The sequence below is a fragment of the Chitinimonas arctica genome, from assembly GCF_007431345.1.
In the GTDB taxonomy this organism is placed as follows: Bacteria; Pseudomonadota; Gammaproteobacteria; order Burkholderiales; family Chitinimonadaceae; genus Chitinimonas; species Chitinimonas arctica.
The window spans coordinates 3,683,425-3,697,645 of record NZ_CP041730.1; the positions used below are offsets into that span (position 1 = coordinate 3,683,425).

A 14,221-nucleotide genomic window follows, 5' to 3' on the forward strand; every position below is an offset into this window, starting at 1 on the left:
TCCAGCCGGCCGGGAACCTGTTCCCGGCCGTGGTCAGCCGTAAACGGAATGCCGTCCACCTTCGGGAGGGCGGCATTTTTGTTTTTTGCCACTAGCAGTTATGCCAGGGCGCGCGGATCGTTACGACAGCGACATGTGGCGTCAACCACACAGAGTTGTGCTCCATGTTGCATATTTAAGTCGCAAGATTGCATGCATCGCAGCGATGTAAGAGCATCGACGCACCTTCTGGTCAGAGAATCGCTGCCATGTCTAGTTGGCGATATCGCTGAATCGGAGTTTCGCCTAACCGGCGCTGCCAGGGTGGGATGAGCACGCAACCGCGCGCCTGTCTACATCTGCCATTGACGTACTAACGGGGAGTTTCTCTGATGAGAATGAAGCAACTGGCCTACGCAATCAGCCTGATGGGTATTGCAGGCATGACGCATGTTTATGCCGATGATCAGCCACAAAAAGCAGAAAAGATCGAGATCACCGGTTCAAGCATCAAGCGTATCGCCAAGGAAGGCGCCTTGCCGGTCACCACGGTCACCAAGGAAGAGATCGCCCGTAGCGGTGCGACCACCGCGGCTGAAGTGATCTCGAACATCTCGGCCAACGGTATCGGTGGCCTGAGCGATGCGCAAGCGGTCGGTACCGGCGCCAGCTATGCTTCCGCCTCCCTGCGCGGCCTGGGCGAGAACAGCACCCTGGTGCTGGTCAATGGTCGCCGGATGACCAGCTACGCCATCCGTGGCGGCGGCGTCGACCTCAACTCCATTCCCCTGGCAGCCATCGAACGAATCGAAGTGCTGAAGGACGGCGCCTCCGCCATTTACGGTAGCGATGCCGTGGCAGGCGTGATCAACTTCGTGCTGAAGAAGAATTTCCAGGGCGGAGAAGCCACCGCGACCTACGGCAAGGCCACCCAGGGCGGTGGCGGTCTGGGCCGCTTCAATGCGGTTGCCGGTTTCGGCGAACCCAGCCGCGATGGCTACAACGTCTTCGTCACCTATGACTACGCCAAGATCGACCGCATGAAGGCGACCGATCGCGACTTCTCCAAGACGGCCGACCTGCGCCACATCGGCTTTATCGACAAGCGTTCCTTCGCTTCCTTCCCGGGTAACTATTCCTCGGATGAAGACGGCAACTTCGCCACCGACCGCAGCAACGGCGGCGCGGCCAACTATGCCCCATCGCCCAACTGCCCGGAAGGCCAGCTGCGCGGCGGCCTGTGCCGTTACGATTACGTGCAGGACATCGATACCATTCCGAAGAGCGAGAAGCACAATCTGTTTGCGCGCTTCACCATGAATCTGAACGAGCAGACCCAGTTGTTTGCCGAAGCGATGTACTCGCAGGACGAGTCCGACAACTTCACGGCCGCTACGCCGGTCCGTACCGACCAGATTCCGCGCCCGTTCGCCGAACAGACCGCCTACATGGTGCCGGCGACGAATCCTTACAACCCGACCTTCGGCACCGCCAACCCGATCGACCTGATGATCGCCGGCCGTACCGTCGAGCTGGGCGGCCGCCACAACGGCTACAAGAACACCGCCAACCGCTTCCTGGTGGGCGTGAAGGGCAATCTGGGCCAGTGGGATTACGATACCTCCATCGGCCGGTCCGAAGGCAAGGGCATCGAAAAGCTGATCAGCGGCTGGGTGTCCGAACCCAAGATTCGCGAAGGCATGGCCAATGGCTGGTTCAGCCCGGCCGAGCGTACCCGCAACGCCGCCGATCACGACCGCCTGGTCGCCGCGCAGCTGGTCGGCGATTCCCGCGTGTCCAAGCGTTCGGTTACCTGGGCCGACTTCAAGGTCTCCACGGCCTTCGAAGGCCTCCTGGCCGAGCCGATCGGCTTTGCCATCGGCGGCGAGTTCCGTAAGGAAAAAATGGATGACGTGCCGAACGACTGGTACCAGACCGGCATCATCATCGGCGGTTCCGGCACCATCCTGCCGGTCCACGCAAGCCGTGACGTGAAGTCGCTGTTCACCGAGTTGAACGTGCCTTTCACCAAGACCATCGAAATGCAGTTGGCCGCCCGTTACGACAACTACGGCGACTTCAACAACACAGCGCCGAAGATCGGCCTGCGTTGGCAGCCGGTGAACAGCCTGTTGCTGCGTGGTTCCTATGGCAAGGGCTTCCGCGCCCCCAACCTGGATGACCTGAACCAGCAACGTGAAATCGGCACCCAAGGCAATTTCGACGATCCGCTGCGTTGTATCGTCACACCGACCGGCTACGACAATACCGCCAACGGCTTCGATTGCGCCAATCAGTTCTCGGCTTGGGCGACGGGCAACAAGAACCTGAAGCCGGAAGAGTCGACCCAGTCCTCGCTGGGCTTCGTGTTCGAGCCAAGCCGCAACCTGTCCATCGGTGCGACCTGGTGGCAAGTCGAAGTCAAGCACGCCATCAACCAGTACGGTTTTGACGCGCTGATCGCCGATCCGGATCTGACCGCCAAGTACATCGTCCGCAACCCGCTGTCCGCCGCCGATGCAGCCAACGGCTTGACCGTGGGCGCCATCGACCACTACGACTTCTCGTCGCAGAACCTGGGCGGCACCAAGACGGCCGGCGTGGATCTGGATCTGGCCTACCGCTTCCGCATGGCCGCTGTCGGTAACGTCAAGCTGGGCTTCAACGGTACCTACTACACCAAGCAGGACGTCAAGCTGAACCCGGCCGGCAAGTACGAAGATGCCAACGGCAGCTACTTCAACACCCTGCCGTATGGCCGTTGGAAGGCATCCACTTCCGCGTCGTTCGACCACGGCGCCTGGAGCGAAACCTTTATCGTCAACTCCGCCGCCGGCTACACCGATGCCGATCCGGCGCACACGGTGTCCAGCTACACCACGCTGGATATGCAGCTGACCTACGCCGGCCTGAAAAATGCCAAGTTCACCTTCGGCCTGAAGAACGCGTTCAACCGCAAGCCGCCTCTGACCAACCAGGGCGACCTGTTCGCGGTGGGCTGGGATACCCGTACCGTCGGCGATGCACGTGGCCGCTTTGCCTACGGTTCGCTGAACTACAAGTTCTGGTAAACCGGCAAGGACAGGATCGGCCCGATTGCCGGGTCGATCCGCTTGTTCAAAACCGCTTCACTTCGTGTGGAGCGGTTTTTTTATTGGGCCGGTATCTGCTTCACGTAGGGCGGCTGTCGTGCTGTCGTGCGAGCTGCGCAAGCCGCGTGGCATGACCCGCGACCGCGTTGTTATGGCCAAGAGGGCCGAATCAACATTGGTCGTTGACCTGCGGCACCCAGATGGTTGGTTAGTGACCACCTGAGTTTCCGCAAGCAATTACAGCTTTTTTTATTAAGTTACTTGCATCTTCAAAATCACCATAAATTTCTATATCAGCTCCAAATTCTTCTTGATGAGCTACTAAAAAATTCAGTGCCGTTTCGATATACTCAAAAATAGGAAGCAACACAGAAGGATTTTTTTCCGCCCTCTCCTTTATTACACTGATAAAACAATCCGCAACATCCCACGTATTTTCACCCTCGTAGTTTTTGGATAGTACAAAATCACAAAATCCAAAAATATAGTATGAAAACGGTATTCCAGGCATAAATCTTATGTCTTGTGCGCGCGACATTACGTTTTGCGAGAAGCATTTGCGCATTTCTTGATTGGATTTACCAAAGAAATTTTCGTATGCATCGGAAACATCAAAATCCCCAGAGAAATCACCCCAATCTTCGCGGGTCGGGATGTTTTTTACATTTGAAATTATTTGCACTCTCTTTTGCATTTTGCGTACTCGTTCATTAATTTTACAGGCGCCTGGGCACGCACAACACGCGTTGACTTCCCTTATTTTATGTCGCCGTGGGCCGCACTATGCGCATACTCTTGAAGGCAATTAGGAATATTTAAAGAATTCCCCGCAATTGAGAGTGCCACCTCTTCCGAATACTCCGAATGCCAAAGCCCCAACCCACGCAAGGCTGATTTTTTACACATTATATTATCAAGAGATAATATCCTGCTTATTGTTTCCAGAATTATCCTGTCAATCGGCTCAGATTGCGCACTGCGGGGTATGCCATGCCTGGGAAATACATCCCACCAAACAAGGCATAAATAATTAAACGATGAGGTATTCAAATCAGAAGGGTCCACAACATTCGCGCATCTTTTATCAAAAAGCCCTTTAAAGACCTCATTCATAAGCGAGATTGCGGTCACTCTATTTTCAATAGGCACATCATCAGAAACAAAAGCGTAGCACAGCCCGCCACATCCCCCGTCCATCAAATATTGTAGCCCAACAACTATCTCCCACTCCGAAAAGCGCTGCGCAAGCTCGGTAATGTCATTGAAGATATTGCAAATATATTCTATCGCCAGGGTGTTGCTCAAGTCAGGCTCACTGAAGTCCTCTCGGAAAAAGAATTTTTTCCCATTTTCGTTTTTCGGCCTGTCAAAGACAAAAGCTACAAAGTCGTCATAGGACAATGTGGAATTCATTGGTCACACCCTTGATTGGATATTATTTTTGACACTTGCACATTCTTTCGACTGCTCGCGCCGCCGCCTGAATAACGTTGTCTAGGTCTTGCATCAACTGTGCGCTGTGAACGTCATCCGCACCACCCCACCATTTGTTGGTGTTCTCTTGCCTGGCAGCTTTACAAGCTTGTCCTTTGCGCAACTTCCACTTTGCGAGCTCGCATGGATCTGAGCCAGAAGGAGGAGGTTCGTCACAAATTCGCTTGTATTCGCGCCTATTTGACTCCTTCTCTATTGCTTGCTGTAAGTCTCGGTCGGAAGCGTGATTTTGATTTGCCATCCACAGCGCACTTCCGAAAAGCCCCCCCCCTCCCAACACTGCTTCACACCCACCACCAGCACATACCCCAGCGATTATGAGTGGGACAAATTGACCGGTTGGATCGGCATAGTTAAGGGGATTGCCATGCACGTAGGCGTATATAGTTGGCCCTGACGCAAACCGTCGTACACGCTGCCCGCAAACCTAGGCCCCATGCGGCTTTACGCCATTTTTTCCTGCCGCAGATGTTCTAAAGAGCTAAATTTTTCCCAGGGGTGCATTTTTGCCCGCCTGCGCGCAATTCGCAAGGTATTAGAAACGAGCGGCTAAGGCGAAGATCGAGCCGCCGGCGTCGCAACGCCCGCACGTTGCAGTCAGCTTGCGTGGCGTCATTCGTGGGGATGAAGCGGAAGCGGCCCGCTTAGCGCAGCGCGGGGCCAGGCAGAGCGAGCCGCAAGGCGGCGTGCTTGAATCAGCACGGCGGGGGATTGGGGTCGGGCTTAGCCCTTCCAGTACGGATGCGGGAAATGCAGCCTATCCCGCTTATACTTTAGTCTTTAAATAAAAAGCACTCAGCACAGCTCCCTCAAAAGCCAGCTCGGCAACCCATTTCGTCTTATCCACACACGGCACACTAGAGATAAGCGAGAAGTGCAAAATATCAACCTCCTCATCATATCGAAACGATATGCCACCCGCTTCAAGTCTCCGCATTAACCCATCAACATCAAGTTCGCCAAGCTGATCTTTTAGCCAGAGTATTTCAATACCAAACAATTGCCCATGCTGATCAATATCAGCAATTGCGTCAACGACCTTTATCGCCGTTACATTCACTCCTGGTGCGCCAAATATGCTAATCATATTAGCAGGGGAGACGCCGTCGCATGTGGGTTCTATGTCCATGATCATTCCTTATGAGCGCTCATAATTCCGCCCCTGCCGACAACGACGGTAACGTTGTTAACTGGATCAAAATGTACGGTAGAGTTGTTTCTGCCTGGCGTCGAGGTACCATTCGAGATTGCCTGATCAAGCACGCTTACAGGCAAATTGCGGACCGGACCTGTTTCCGTCCCGTAATGGCGAGTAAATGGAACCCCGTTGGGCGTAGAGCCGTAGTTGATTGGTGGTCGCGGTTGCCCGTTAGCAGTGCATACCTGAGATGCCTGATACTGCTTTAACAGATCGGCGACATACTCTGCATCCTGGCGATTATACCGATAGCCTTGCGGCGCTACTATCGCGTACCGGAAATTGGGATCATAGGTACGGATTTGCTCGATCGTTCTATTAACCGTCGCATTGTAAATAATGTCCCGTACTGGATTTGTACCAGCTCTTACTCTGATAGGCCCATTGCGGACACCAGCCAAGCCTTGCGGATCAATATCCCAAAGCGGGTTGTTCTCAACATAGGCATAGGTATTGATCCCGCCTGCCAACCCAATCGGATCAGACTGAATGTACCGTCCAATCGCAGCATCATAATCACGGTGCCCGTTGTAAACCTCCTGTTCCGACGCAAGGTCGCAGCTAAAAGCGCGTTTTCCCTAGAGCCAGCACGGTTTACAACCCAACAAACCCCGACGCCTGCCCCTACGACACGCATTTTCCCCTAGATGCGTGTTTTCAGCAAACAGGACGGCGGCCTAGATGCACTTTTACCCATCGCGACGCACCCAGGCGCAGAGGCCCAGGTACGCGCAACGAGCGGCTAAAGAAGCAGGGAGATAAAGCAGCGGCGGGGCTTGGCGCCGGCCAGTGGGCGGCGGGATGGGTGGCGGCGTGAGCGGCTTTCAGCTGGCCGATACTGACGTGCGTGTAGATTTCGGTGGTGGTGATTTGGGCGTGTCCCAGGATCACCTGCAAGGCCCGCAGGTCGGCCCCGTTGTCGAGCATGATGTGCGTGGCGCAGGCATGCCGGAACTTCGATGAGGAATTATGGAGAATCAACTGTTTCTGCTACGCAGGGCTATTCACTCAGTACATGTTCTGCGGATGAAGCCACAGTTTAGTTATTTGCTGATCCTTCCCAATCCCTACAATTACGCCGCCAATCACTTCTACGGAAGTTATTTCATCAAGTCCGCTATCAAGGCAGATCCATCCAGAGTTTGAATTCACAAATACAGGCCAGCGATTATTTTCGTTCAAACGAAAAGATTTACCAGAAAGCTCCTCGTGGAGATTTTTGAGAATCAATTTTCCTGTTGGAGCTGGTTGACGCAACATGCTTGATTCCCGCCATTGATTCCTTGGGCACAGCCCCCAAATTGCCACAAGCCCATTTTCGTCGAAATCGATACTCAAATCATTGATCAGCAACGAAATGTCAACTTGGTTGCTTTCGGCATCGATCGTGTCAAACGCAAAATCCTCCGGCTTATAAACAGGCTGTCCAGGTTTAAGTGCGCCAGAGACTATTTCAAATTGGAATCGCATCATTCTGCCTATTTGCTAACAAAATTAAAGTGATAGATCGTCCCTGTCGTAGGGTTGACCACCAATTCATACGTACCAGAACTCCCGCGCAGATTACCAGGAGCATCATATCTTATAGCGCCAGGTACGCCGCCCGGATCAGCACGCCCAGCGCCGGACCCCATAATTTCTCGTATAGTTAACGGCGAACTCATATAAGGACGAGAGAGCTCTCCTCTATTTTCACCTCTTTTAACATAATCGTTGAAGTGTCCGCCCGCAGTCCTGGTATATGTATACCGCCCACACTGATATGGCGTGACCGGAGGAGTTTGACTGACAGCCCCAGGCGCAGACATATATGAAACCCCTGGCACATCATTTGGCTGTGACCATGTTATGGGGCGACTATTAGGGCGCGGTGGAACGGGAATTGGTTGATAAAAATCACGGCGAGGGACGACTGGCCGATAGATACGTAGACCCTCGGGATCGATGTGGCTAAGCGGATTGCCTTCAACATAAGTGTAGGTATTGAGTCCGCCAGCCAGTCCTATAGGGTCAGACTGAGGATACCCACCAATCGCCGGATCGTAATCCCGATGGTAGTTGTAGAACAACCCGGTCTCGCGGTCGAAGTATTGGCCGGGGTGTCGCATGTTGTAGGCGTAGGCGCCGCCAGTGGCCTCTGGGTCTTCATTGGGGGCGCTATTGCCGAACGGCTCGCCTTGCCAGGCCCAGATCGGCCGCTTGGTGGCGTCGGTGATGAGCCGGGTGGTGCCCAGATGGTCGGTATGGATATAGCGGACTGCACCGAAATCGATCACGGCGATCGGCGTGTCGTGAAGATAGACATACTCCCGCTTGGTATTGCCCAACTGGTCGCTTTCGGCGATCAGATGGCCTTGCATGTCGTAGTGGTAGACCGTGGTCTGGCCTTGGTAGGTCTTGACGATGCGCTGTCCCAGGGCATTGACCACGTATTGCGCGCCGGCAGCGGCGATCAGCCGGCCGCGGGCGTTGTAGGTGTAGTTTTGCTTGGTGTCGCTGGTTCGGCTGCCATTGGCGTCATATCGGTAGACGCTGCTTTGCGGGCCATCGCTGGCGGTCAGGCGGTTGCTGGTCGTCTCGACGCGCTGGGCAAAGGCCTTACCGTTGACGGTCAGTTCGGTGCGATTGTCGCTGGCATCGTATTTGTAGGCCTGGCTCTTGGTGCCGTCCTGCCAGCTGCTCAGGCGGTCGTAGCCATCGTAACCGTACTGGCTTTGCTGGCCAGCGGGCAGGCCGAGCTTTTGCAGCAGCCGTTCCCACCAGCCGCCGCTGATCTTCTGGGTCTTGATACGGCTGCCGGTGTCGTAGCCCAGGGTCAGGGTGCTGTCGCCCAGGCTGATCTGGGTCAGGCGGCCGTCGAGGTCGTAGCGGCTGGTGTGCAGTTCACCATTGCCGTAGGTCCAGTTCTGCGCGGCGCCGAAGGGGCGGTATGTAATGTCCTTGGCCAAGACCGTTGTGGCGGCGGTGGCATTGGCTTGGGTCAGGATCTGGTTGATCTGGCCGACGGCATTGAAGTTGTAGGTGATAGTGCGGCCGCTGGGGTAGACGCGCTGTTTCAGGCGTCCCGCGCTGTCGTAGTTCTCGCGGGTGATGTACTGCTTGCCGGCGATGGTGCGCCATTCGCCCATCGGACGGCCGAGGTCGTCGTAGGGGGTGCTGATCTGATCGCCTTGCGAGTCGGTGATCAGTTGTAACTTGCCCGCCCGTGTGCCGGTGGTGCCGTAGCCGAAGGTGATGTTGCTCTGGTCGGCGTAGGTGAGCTTGTCCAGGCGGCCGGCGGTGTCGTAGCGGTACTTGGTGGTTTGCCGCTTGGCATCGGTGACGGTGTCGGTGCCGCCCTTGCCATTGGGGACCGTGGTGGTGGTGCCGCTGTCGGGACTGGTCTGGACCAGGATCTCGTCGAAGCCGTTATACGTATAGGTAGTGACCAGGCCGCGCGGATCGGTGTACTTGGTCAGGCGGTTGCGGCCATCGTAGTCGAAGCGCTGGATGCGGGTGACACCCAAGGCCGTATCGGTGCGGGTGATCATGCGCTTGAGTGCATCGTACTCGAACACGCTGAGCCGGCCCAGATCGTCGGTACGCGTCTTGACCAGGCCGCCGGGGGTATGGGTGTATTCGGTCCAGCCGCCGTCGTTGCGGATTTCCTTGGCGAGATTGCCGTGCAGGTCGAAGTCGCGCTTGATCGTTTGGACGGTGGCAGCGGACAGCGGCAGGCTGAGGGCCAGCGCTGCCGCGAGTATCAGATTGGGGAATTTCATTCGGTTTAGCTTGCAGTGCGTGCGGTAGGACGGGCCAGCGGGGCGCGGTCGGCGTCGATCTGGGCGACCAGTTGGGCCAGGCTATTGCTGCTGTCCTGTAGCTCCGTCAACTTGCGATTGCCCATGGCATCGAGGGTGTAGACGATGCGGTTGCCGACGTTGTCGCGGATCACGCTCAGGCGGCGGGCCGTGTCGTAGTCGTAGTTCAGCTTGCGGCCGTCGGGGGTATCGACCTGGCTTAGCTGGCCGGTGGGGTGATAGCTATAGGTGCTCACCAACGTGCCGACCGTGCGGGTCTTGAGGCGGTTGCGCAGGTCATAGCCCAGGGTAACAACGACTCCGTCAGTTTGTTTGATGCGGCCCACCTGGCCGGCCGGGGTGTAGTCCTGATAGAGCGTGACCAGGCCGGCGCCGTCGGTGGCTTGGCTGAGGTTGCCCTGGGTGTCGTAGACGAAGGTGCTCACCGACCGGTCCGGCTCGGTGATGGTCCACAGCAGGCCGTTCGGGTGGTAGGTGTACTGCCAGACGCGGGCGCTGCCGGTCAGGGTGGCGTTGAAGCCTTGGCTGCCGTTGGGGTCCAGGGTGGCTTGCTCGGTGCGGCTGAGGATATTGCCCTTGGTATCGGGGACAAAGGTGGTGCGCAGCGAGGGGGCGGAGATCGCCAGCGGGATACGCAGGCTGGGCGACCATTGGGTGCGGGTGGTCGTGGCTTTGTCCGTGCCGGCGGCGTCAACGCGTTCGATTTGCAGGTTACGAGCCAGGTCGTATTTGAAGGTGGTGGTCGTGCCGCCGAAGTCGGTGTAGCTGGCCAGGTTGTTTTGCGTGTCGTAGATCTGGCTGCGGGTCTGCACGGGATCGCCGGCGCGGGCACCGCTGCGTGTTTCCTGGCGGGGGCGGGTCACGTCGAGCTGGCTGGCTTGGCCATAGCTATGGCTGACGCCGAGCGGATCGGTGAAACGCACCGATTGCAGCTGGTTTTGGGCATCGAATTGGTACTGGTCCACCTGATAGTGGTTGAGCTTGCCGGCTTCCCAGGTGGCGGTGGTCAGGCCGGTGGTGGCGTCGTATTCCCAGTGGGCGAAGGGTTGCTGTTTCTCGTCGATCAGGTCGCTCAGCATGGCCGGGGCGCCTGCAATCGGCGACACCCGGGCCAGGTACTGGTATTGGCGGCGAGTGCCATCGGCATGGCTGACCGAAGCGAGCTTGCCGGCGTCATAGCCGTAGGTAATGACCTTGCCGCTGGGCGGGGTGACTTGCTTGATCAGCAGGCCGTCATAGTCGATGCGCAGTTCGCGCTGGAAGCTGTCGCGCACCCGGGTGATGTCTTGGTTGGCATTGATGTCGAACGTCAGGGTGTAGCCATTGCGTTGCACCAGGCTGACCGGGTTACGGTAGATATCGAAGGTCCACACGGCCTCATCGCCATCGCGGTACACCCAACGGATATTGTCTTCCTTGGTCAGGCTGACAGCCTGGTCGGCATCGGCCGCCCATTGTGTACTGCTGCCGGGTACGGCTTGGAAGGCGACGACCTGGGCGCCCAGTCGCAACACCATCTGGGATTGGCCGGCGTCGGTAGTCCGGGAAAACAAGCGGATATCGTAATTATGGGTCCAACCGGCGGCATCCCAGCCCCGCTGGGAAGTCACGGCCGGTACCACGCGTTGGCTGTCGTAATGGCGGACAAAGGCTAGCGCCGAGGAGCCGGTGGCAGAGTAGTCGATTTCGTCGATGACGGTGCGGCCACGATCGAGACCGATTGGGTCGCCGATGGTCAGCTGAATGCGGCAGTCACAGCTATCCACCTGGCTGGCGGGCGTTTTGTCTTGCTTGGCCAGGACGCCGATCTTGACGCACTGGTTGTTGTTGAGCGTACTGCCCTCGGGGCAGCCGCATTTACCATCTGCTTGTGCGGAGAGCGGTGCCGTGCAGACCGGCTTGCCGATACGGCAAAACTGTCTTTGGCTGGGCTTGGCATTGTTGTTCCCACGCTCCCAGCCGGCGGCGCACGTGCCTTGCAGGCTATTGGCCGTCATGACTCTTTCGCAGGTGTGCCCTTGATAGCAAACGTGGTCTGTCTGGCTCCAGCCTTCATTGAAGACATCGTGAAGGGTGATGTACAGGTCTGATTCAGGTCTATCGGTTTCCCGGCACCCGGCCGGTGCCAGCGCCGCATCGGGCGTCTTCCCTTGGCAAACTGCCGCACTTTGCCATCGATTTCCGCCTACCCACCAATTGGGGGAATAACGGTAGATATAACCCTCGGCTTCGCCCGGATTGGCGGCATAGCTGAAAAGCGGGAAGAGCAGGCAGGCGAGAACTAAGAAGAGACGTTTCATGTGAAGACTTGCAAAGGGAGCCGCGCAGTGCGTTCCGGGTGAGGCGAAGACGGCGCGGGGCCGAGCGAAGTGTACAAAATATAATTGATCGCAGTTGAGCTGGGCAAGGTAATTATTGCATCGCAGCATGATCACTCGACCCGAACGCTACACGCACATCACAGCGCCGATATGGCTTGGGACGCATATCTACGGCCGGTGGGTAAGCGACGTGAAGCGGTTTTTTATGCGGGCAATACCTTGTTCGCTTAGCAGGCTTAGGCTAGGTTTGACAGGCGCCGTTCGGCGCTCATCCGATCAATGTGTATGGCTTGGAGGAAGACGCGATGAAGAATCTATTGCTAGCCCTCGTCAGTGCCCTTGCAAGTGTTTACGTGATGGCCGTCGTCAACCTCAATACCGCCACCCAGGCCGAACTGGAGACCCTCAAGGGGGTGGGGCCGTCCAAGGCCAAGGCCATCGTGGACTACAGGCAGAAGAACGGCGCCTTCAAGTCGGTGGACGAGCTGGATAACGTGCCGGGCTTCGGCAAGGCCACCTTGGATAAGCTGCGGCCGGAGCTCACGGTGTCGGGTGCGTCGTCGAGTGTCGCCAAGCCGCAGGAAAAGCCAGCCGAGAAACCGGCGAAGCCCGTGAAAGCGGGGGAGAAGGCGGCCAAGCCGGCGGAAAAGAAGCCTTGATGAGCCAGGCTTTGTCTCCACCGCTGTCAGCGCTGCGGCGGTCGCCTATCTGAAAAAGCCGTTGGTAATCGGATAGCGCCAGTCCTTGCCGAAGCTGCGCGGGGTGATGCGGGCGCCGACGGCGGCTTGGCGGCGTTTGTATTCGTTGACCTTCAGCAGCTTGACCACCCGCAGCACGTCCTTTTCGGTATGGCCGGCAGCGATGATGTCGGCCATCGATTCGTTGCGCTCCACGTAGCGCGCCATGATGTCATCGAGGATCTCATAGGGCGGCAGGCTGTCCTGGTCGACCTGGTTGTCGCGCAACTCGGCCGAAGGCGGCCGGGTGATGATGCGGTCGGGAATGATGTCCGAGACGGTATTGCGATAGGCCGACAGGCGATAGACCAGGGTCTTGGCGATATCCTTCAATACCGCGTAACCGCCGGCCATATCGCCGTATAGCGTGGCATAGCCGGTGGTCATCTCGGATTTGTTGCCGGTGGTCAGCACCAGGCGGCCGGTCTTGTTCGAGAGGGCCATCAACAGTACGCCACGGGTGCGGCTCTGCAGGTTTTCCTCGGTGGCGTCCGGCGGCAGGCCGGCGAATTGGCCGGCCAGCGCCGTGCCGAAGGCTTCGAACATCGGTTCGATATCGATCTCGTCGTATTGCACCCCCAGCCGGGCAACCATATCGCGCGAGTCCTCCAGGCTGATGTCTGCAGTGTAGCGCGAGGGCATCATGACGGCGCGGACCTGGTCGGCGCCCAGGGCGTCCACCGCGATGGCCAGGGTCAGGGCCGAGTCGATACCGCCCGACAGGCCGATGATGACACCGGGAAAGCCGTTTTTGACGATGTAGTCGCGGGTGGCCAGCTTGAGGGCTTCATAGATGGCCGCCTCGGCGGGTAGCTCCGGGGCGATCTCGCCCGGCTGGATATCGCCGTCCTGGAAGGTCAGCATGGCCGTGGCGGGGACGAAGCCCGGCAGCCGTGCCACCAGTTCGCCAGCGCGGTTCATGGCGAAGCTGCTGCCGTCGAATACCAATTCATCCTGGCCGCCTACCCAGTTGCAATAGACGATGGGCAGGCCGGTCTCTTCGATCCGCTGGCGGACGATGGACTGGCGCACGCCTTCCTTGCCGACATGGAAAGGCGAGGCATTGGGCACCAGCAGGATCTGGGCACCCATTTCGGCTGCCTCGGAGGCCGGTTCCACATGCCAGATGTCTTCGCAGATCGGTACGCCCACGGTGACCACGCTGCCGTCGTGGCAGCGCTGTTCATAGATGCAGGGGAGGGCGCCCGGGGTGAAGTAACGGCACTCGTCGAATACCTCGTTATTGGGCAATACCATCTTCTGGCCGCGGGCAAGGAAATTGCCGTCGCGCATGACGGTGACTGCATTGAAGCGTTCCTCGCCCAGCTGCATGGGGTGGCCGACGATCAGGGTGACATCGTCGGCGGCATCCAGCAGGCGGTCCAGCTGTTCATTGCATGCCTGGTAGAAGCTGGGGCGCAGCAGCAGGTCCTCGGGCGGATAGCCGGCGATGGCGAGTTCCGGCACCAGCAGGATATCGGCCCGGGCGGCGCGCGCTTCCGTGATCAGCCGCAGGATCTGGTCGGTATTGCCGGCGAGGTCGCCGACTTTGGCATTGAATTGGGCTACGGCGATTTTCATGATGGCGGGCGGTTCGCAA

The 14,221-nt window shown here is 57.8% G+C and carries 10 protein-coding genes and 1 pseudogene; 2 read left to right on the top strand and 9 right to left on the bottom strand.

The genetic code is table 11. The features are described 5' to 3' along the window. The first annotated feature begins 371 nt into the window (after positions 1–371). A complete protein-coding gene (locus tag FNU76_RS16780) occupies positions 372–3,050 on the top strand; it encodes a TonB-dependent receptor (RefSeq protein WP_144279255.1) in 2,679 nt (892 codons plus the stop codon). Positions 3,051–3,279: 229 nt separating this feature from the next. Here the strand turns inward: FNU76_RS16780 and FNU76_RS16785 are convergent, their stop codons facing one another. The 8 genes and pseudogenes from FNU76_RS16785 to FNU76_RS16820 all read right to left on the bottom strand — a co-directional run bounded on the left by FNU76_RS16785 (position 3,280) and on the right by FNU76_RS16820 (position 11,863). Continuing rightward, on the bottom strand, positions 3,280–3,765 hold the full coding sequence (locus FNU76_RS16785) for a hypothetical protein (RefSeq protein ID WP_144279256.1): 486 nt from the start codon (positions 3,763–3,765) through the stop codon (positions 3,280–3,282). Between the two features lie 62 nt (positions 3,766–3,827). Next, the gene (locus FNU76_RS16790) at positions 3,828–4,484 is read right to left on the bottom strand and encodes a hypothetical protein (RefSeq protein WP_144279257.1); all 657 of its coding nucleotides are present in this window, start codon (positions 4,482–4,484) and stop codon (positions 3,828–3,830) included. Between the two features lie 847 nt (positions 4,485–5,331). Further along, positions 5,332–5,694: a hypothetical protein gene (locus FNU76_RS16795; RefSeq protein WP_144279258.1), complete on the bottom strand. Its 363-nt coding sequence runs from the start codon at positions 5,692–5,694 to the stop codon at positions 5,332–5,334. A gap of 2 nt (positions 5,695–5,696) precedes the next feature. Beyond that, positions 5,697–6,287 (bottom strand): annotated as a pseudogene (locus FNU76_RS25280) (RHS repeat-associated core domain-containing protein); the annotation flags it as partial. Between the two features lie 133 nt (positions 6,288–6,420). Further along, positions 6,421–6,744 (bottom strand): tyrosine-type recombinase/integrase, encoded by a 324-nt coding sequence (locus FNU76_RS16805; protein ID WP_263405627.1) that lies wholly within the window; start codon positions 6,742–6,744, stop codon positions 6,421–6,423. Between the two features lie 27 nt (positions 6,745–6,771). Further along, the gene (locus tag FNU76_RS16810; protein WP_144279259.1) at positions 6,772–7,236 is read right to left on the bottom strand and encodes a hypothetical protein; all 465 of its coding nucleotides are present in this window, start codon (positions 7,234–7,236) and stop codon (positions 6,772–6,774) included. A 5-nt stretch (positions 7,237–7,241) separates the two neighbouring features. Then, positions 7,242–9,524, bottom strand: coding sequence for an RHS repeat-associated core domain-containing protein (locus FNU76_RS16815; protein ID WP_144279260.1), 2,283 nt, complete (start codon positions 9,522–9,524; stop codon positions 7,242–7,244). Positions 9,525–9,529: 5 nt separating this feature from the next. Further along, positions 9,530–11,863 carry an RHS repeat domain-containing protein gene (locus FNU76_RS16820; RefSeq protein ID WP_179958155.1) on the bottom strand — a complete coding sequence of 778 codons (2,334 nt, stop codon included), beginning with the start codon at positions 11,861–11,863 and terminating at the stop codon, positions 9,530–9,532. A 326-nt stretch (positions 11,864–12,189) separates the two neighbouring features. On the opposite strand from FNU76_RS16820, the gene FNU76_RS16825 reads away from it, so the two are divergent. After that, on the top strand, positions 12,190–12,543 hold the full coding sequence (locus tag FNU76_RS16825; RefSeq protein ID WP_144279262.1) for a ComEA family DNA-binding protein: 354 nt from the start codon (positions 12,190–12,192) through the stop codon (positions 12,541–12,543). A 45-nt stretch (positions 12,544–12,588) separates the two neighbouring features. On the opposite strand, the gene FNU76_RS16830 is transcribed toward FNU76_RS16825, so the two are convergent. Continuing rightward, the gene (locus FNU76_RS16830; RefSeq protein WP_144279263.1) at positions 12,589–14,202 is read right to left on the bottom strand and encodes an NAD+ synthase; all 1,614 of its coding nucleotides are present in this window, start codon (positions 14,200–14,202) and stop codon (positions 12,589–12,591) included. Positions 14,203–14,221: the final 19 nt, after the last annotated feature.

Coding starts and splice junctions, on each gene's coding strand:
- FNU76_RS16780 (WP_144279255.1), top strand. CDS start 372: ATGAGAATGAAGCAACTGGCCTACGCAATCAGCCTGATGGGTATTGCA.
- FNU76_RS16785 (WP_144279256.1), bottom strand. CDS start 3,765: ATGCAAAAGAGAGTGCAAATAATTTCAAATGTAAAAAACATCCCGACC.
- FNU76_RS16790 (WP_144279257.1), bottom strand. CDS start 4,484: ATGAATTCCACATTGTCCTATGACGACTTTGTAGCTTTTGTCTTTGAC.
- FNU76_RS16795 (WP_144279258.1), bottom strand. CDS start 5,694: ATGGACATAGAACCCACATGCGACGGCGTCTCCCCTGCTAATATGATT.
- FNU76_RS16810 (WP_144279259.1), bottom strand. CDS start 7,236: ATGATGCGATTCCAATTTGAAATAGTCTCTGGCGCACTTAAACCTGGA.
- FNU76_RS16815 (WP_144279260.1), bottom strand. CDS start 9,524: ATGAAATTCCCCAATCTGATACTCGCGGCAGCGCTGGCCCTCAGCCTG.
- FNU76_RS16820 (WP_179958155.1), bottom strand. CDS start 11,863: ATGAAACGTCTCTTCTTAGTTCTCGCCTGCCTGCTCTTCCCGCTTTTC.
- FNU76_RS16825 (WP_144279262.1), top strand. CDS start 12,190: ATGAAGAATCTATTGCTAGCCCTCGTCAGTGCCCTTGCAAGTGTTTAC.
- FNU76_RS16830 (WP_144279263.1), bottom strand. CDS start 14,202: ATGAAAATCGCCGTAGCCCAATTCAATGCCAAAGTCGGCGACCTCGCC.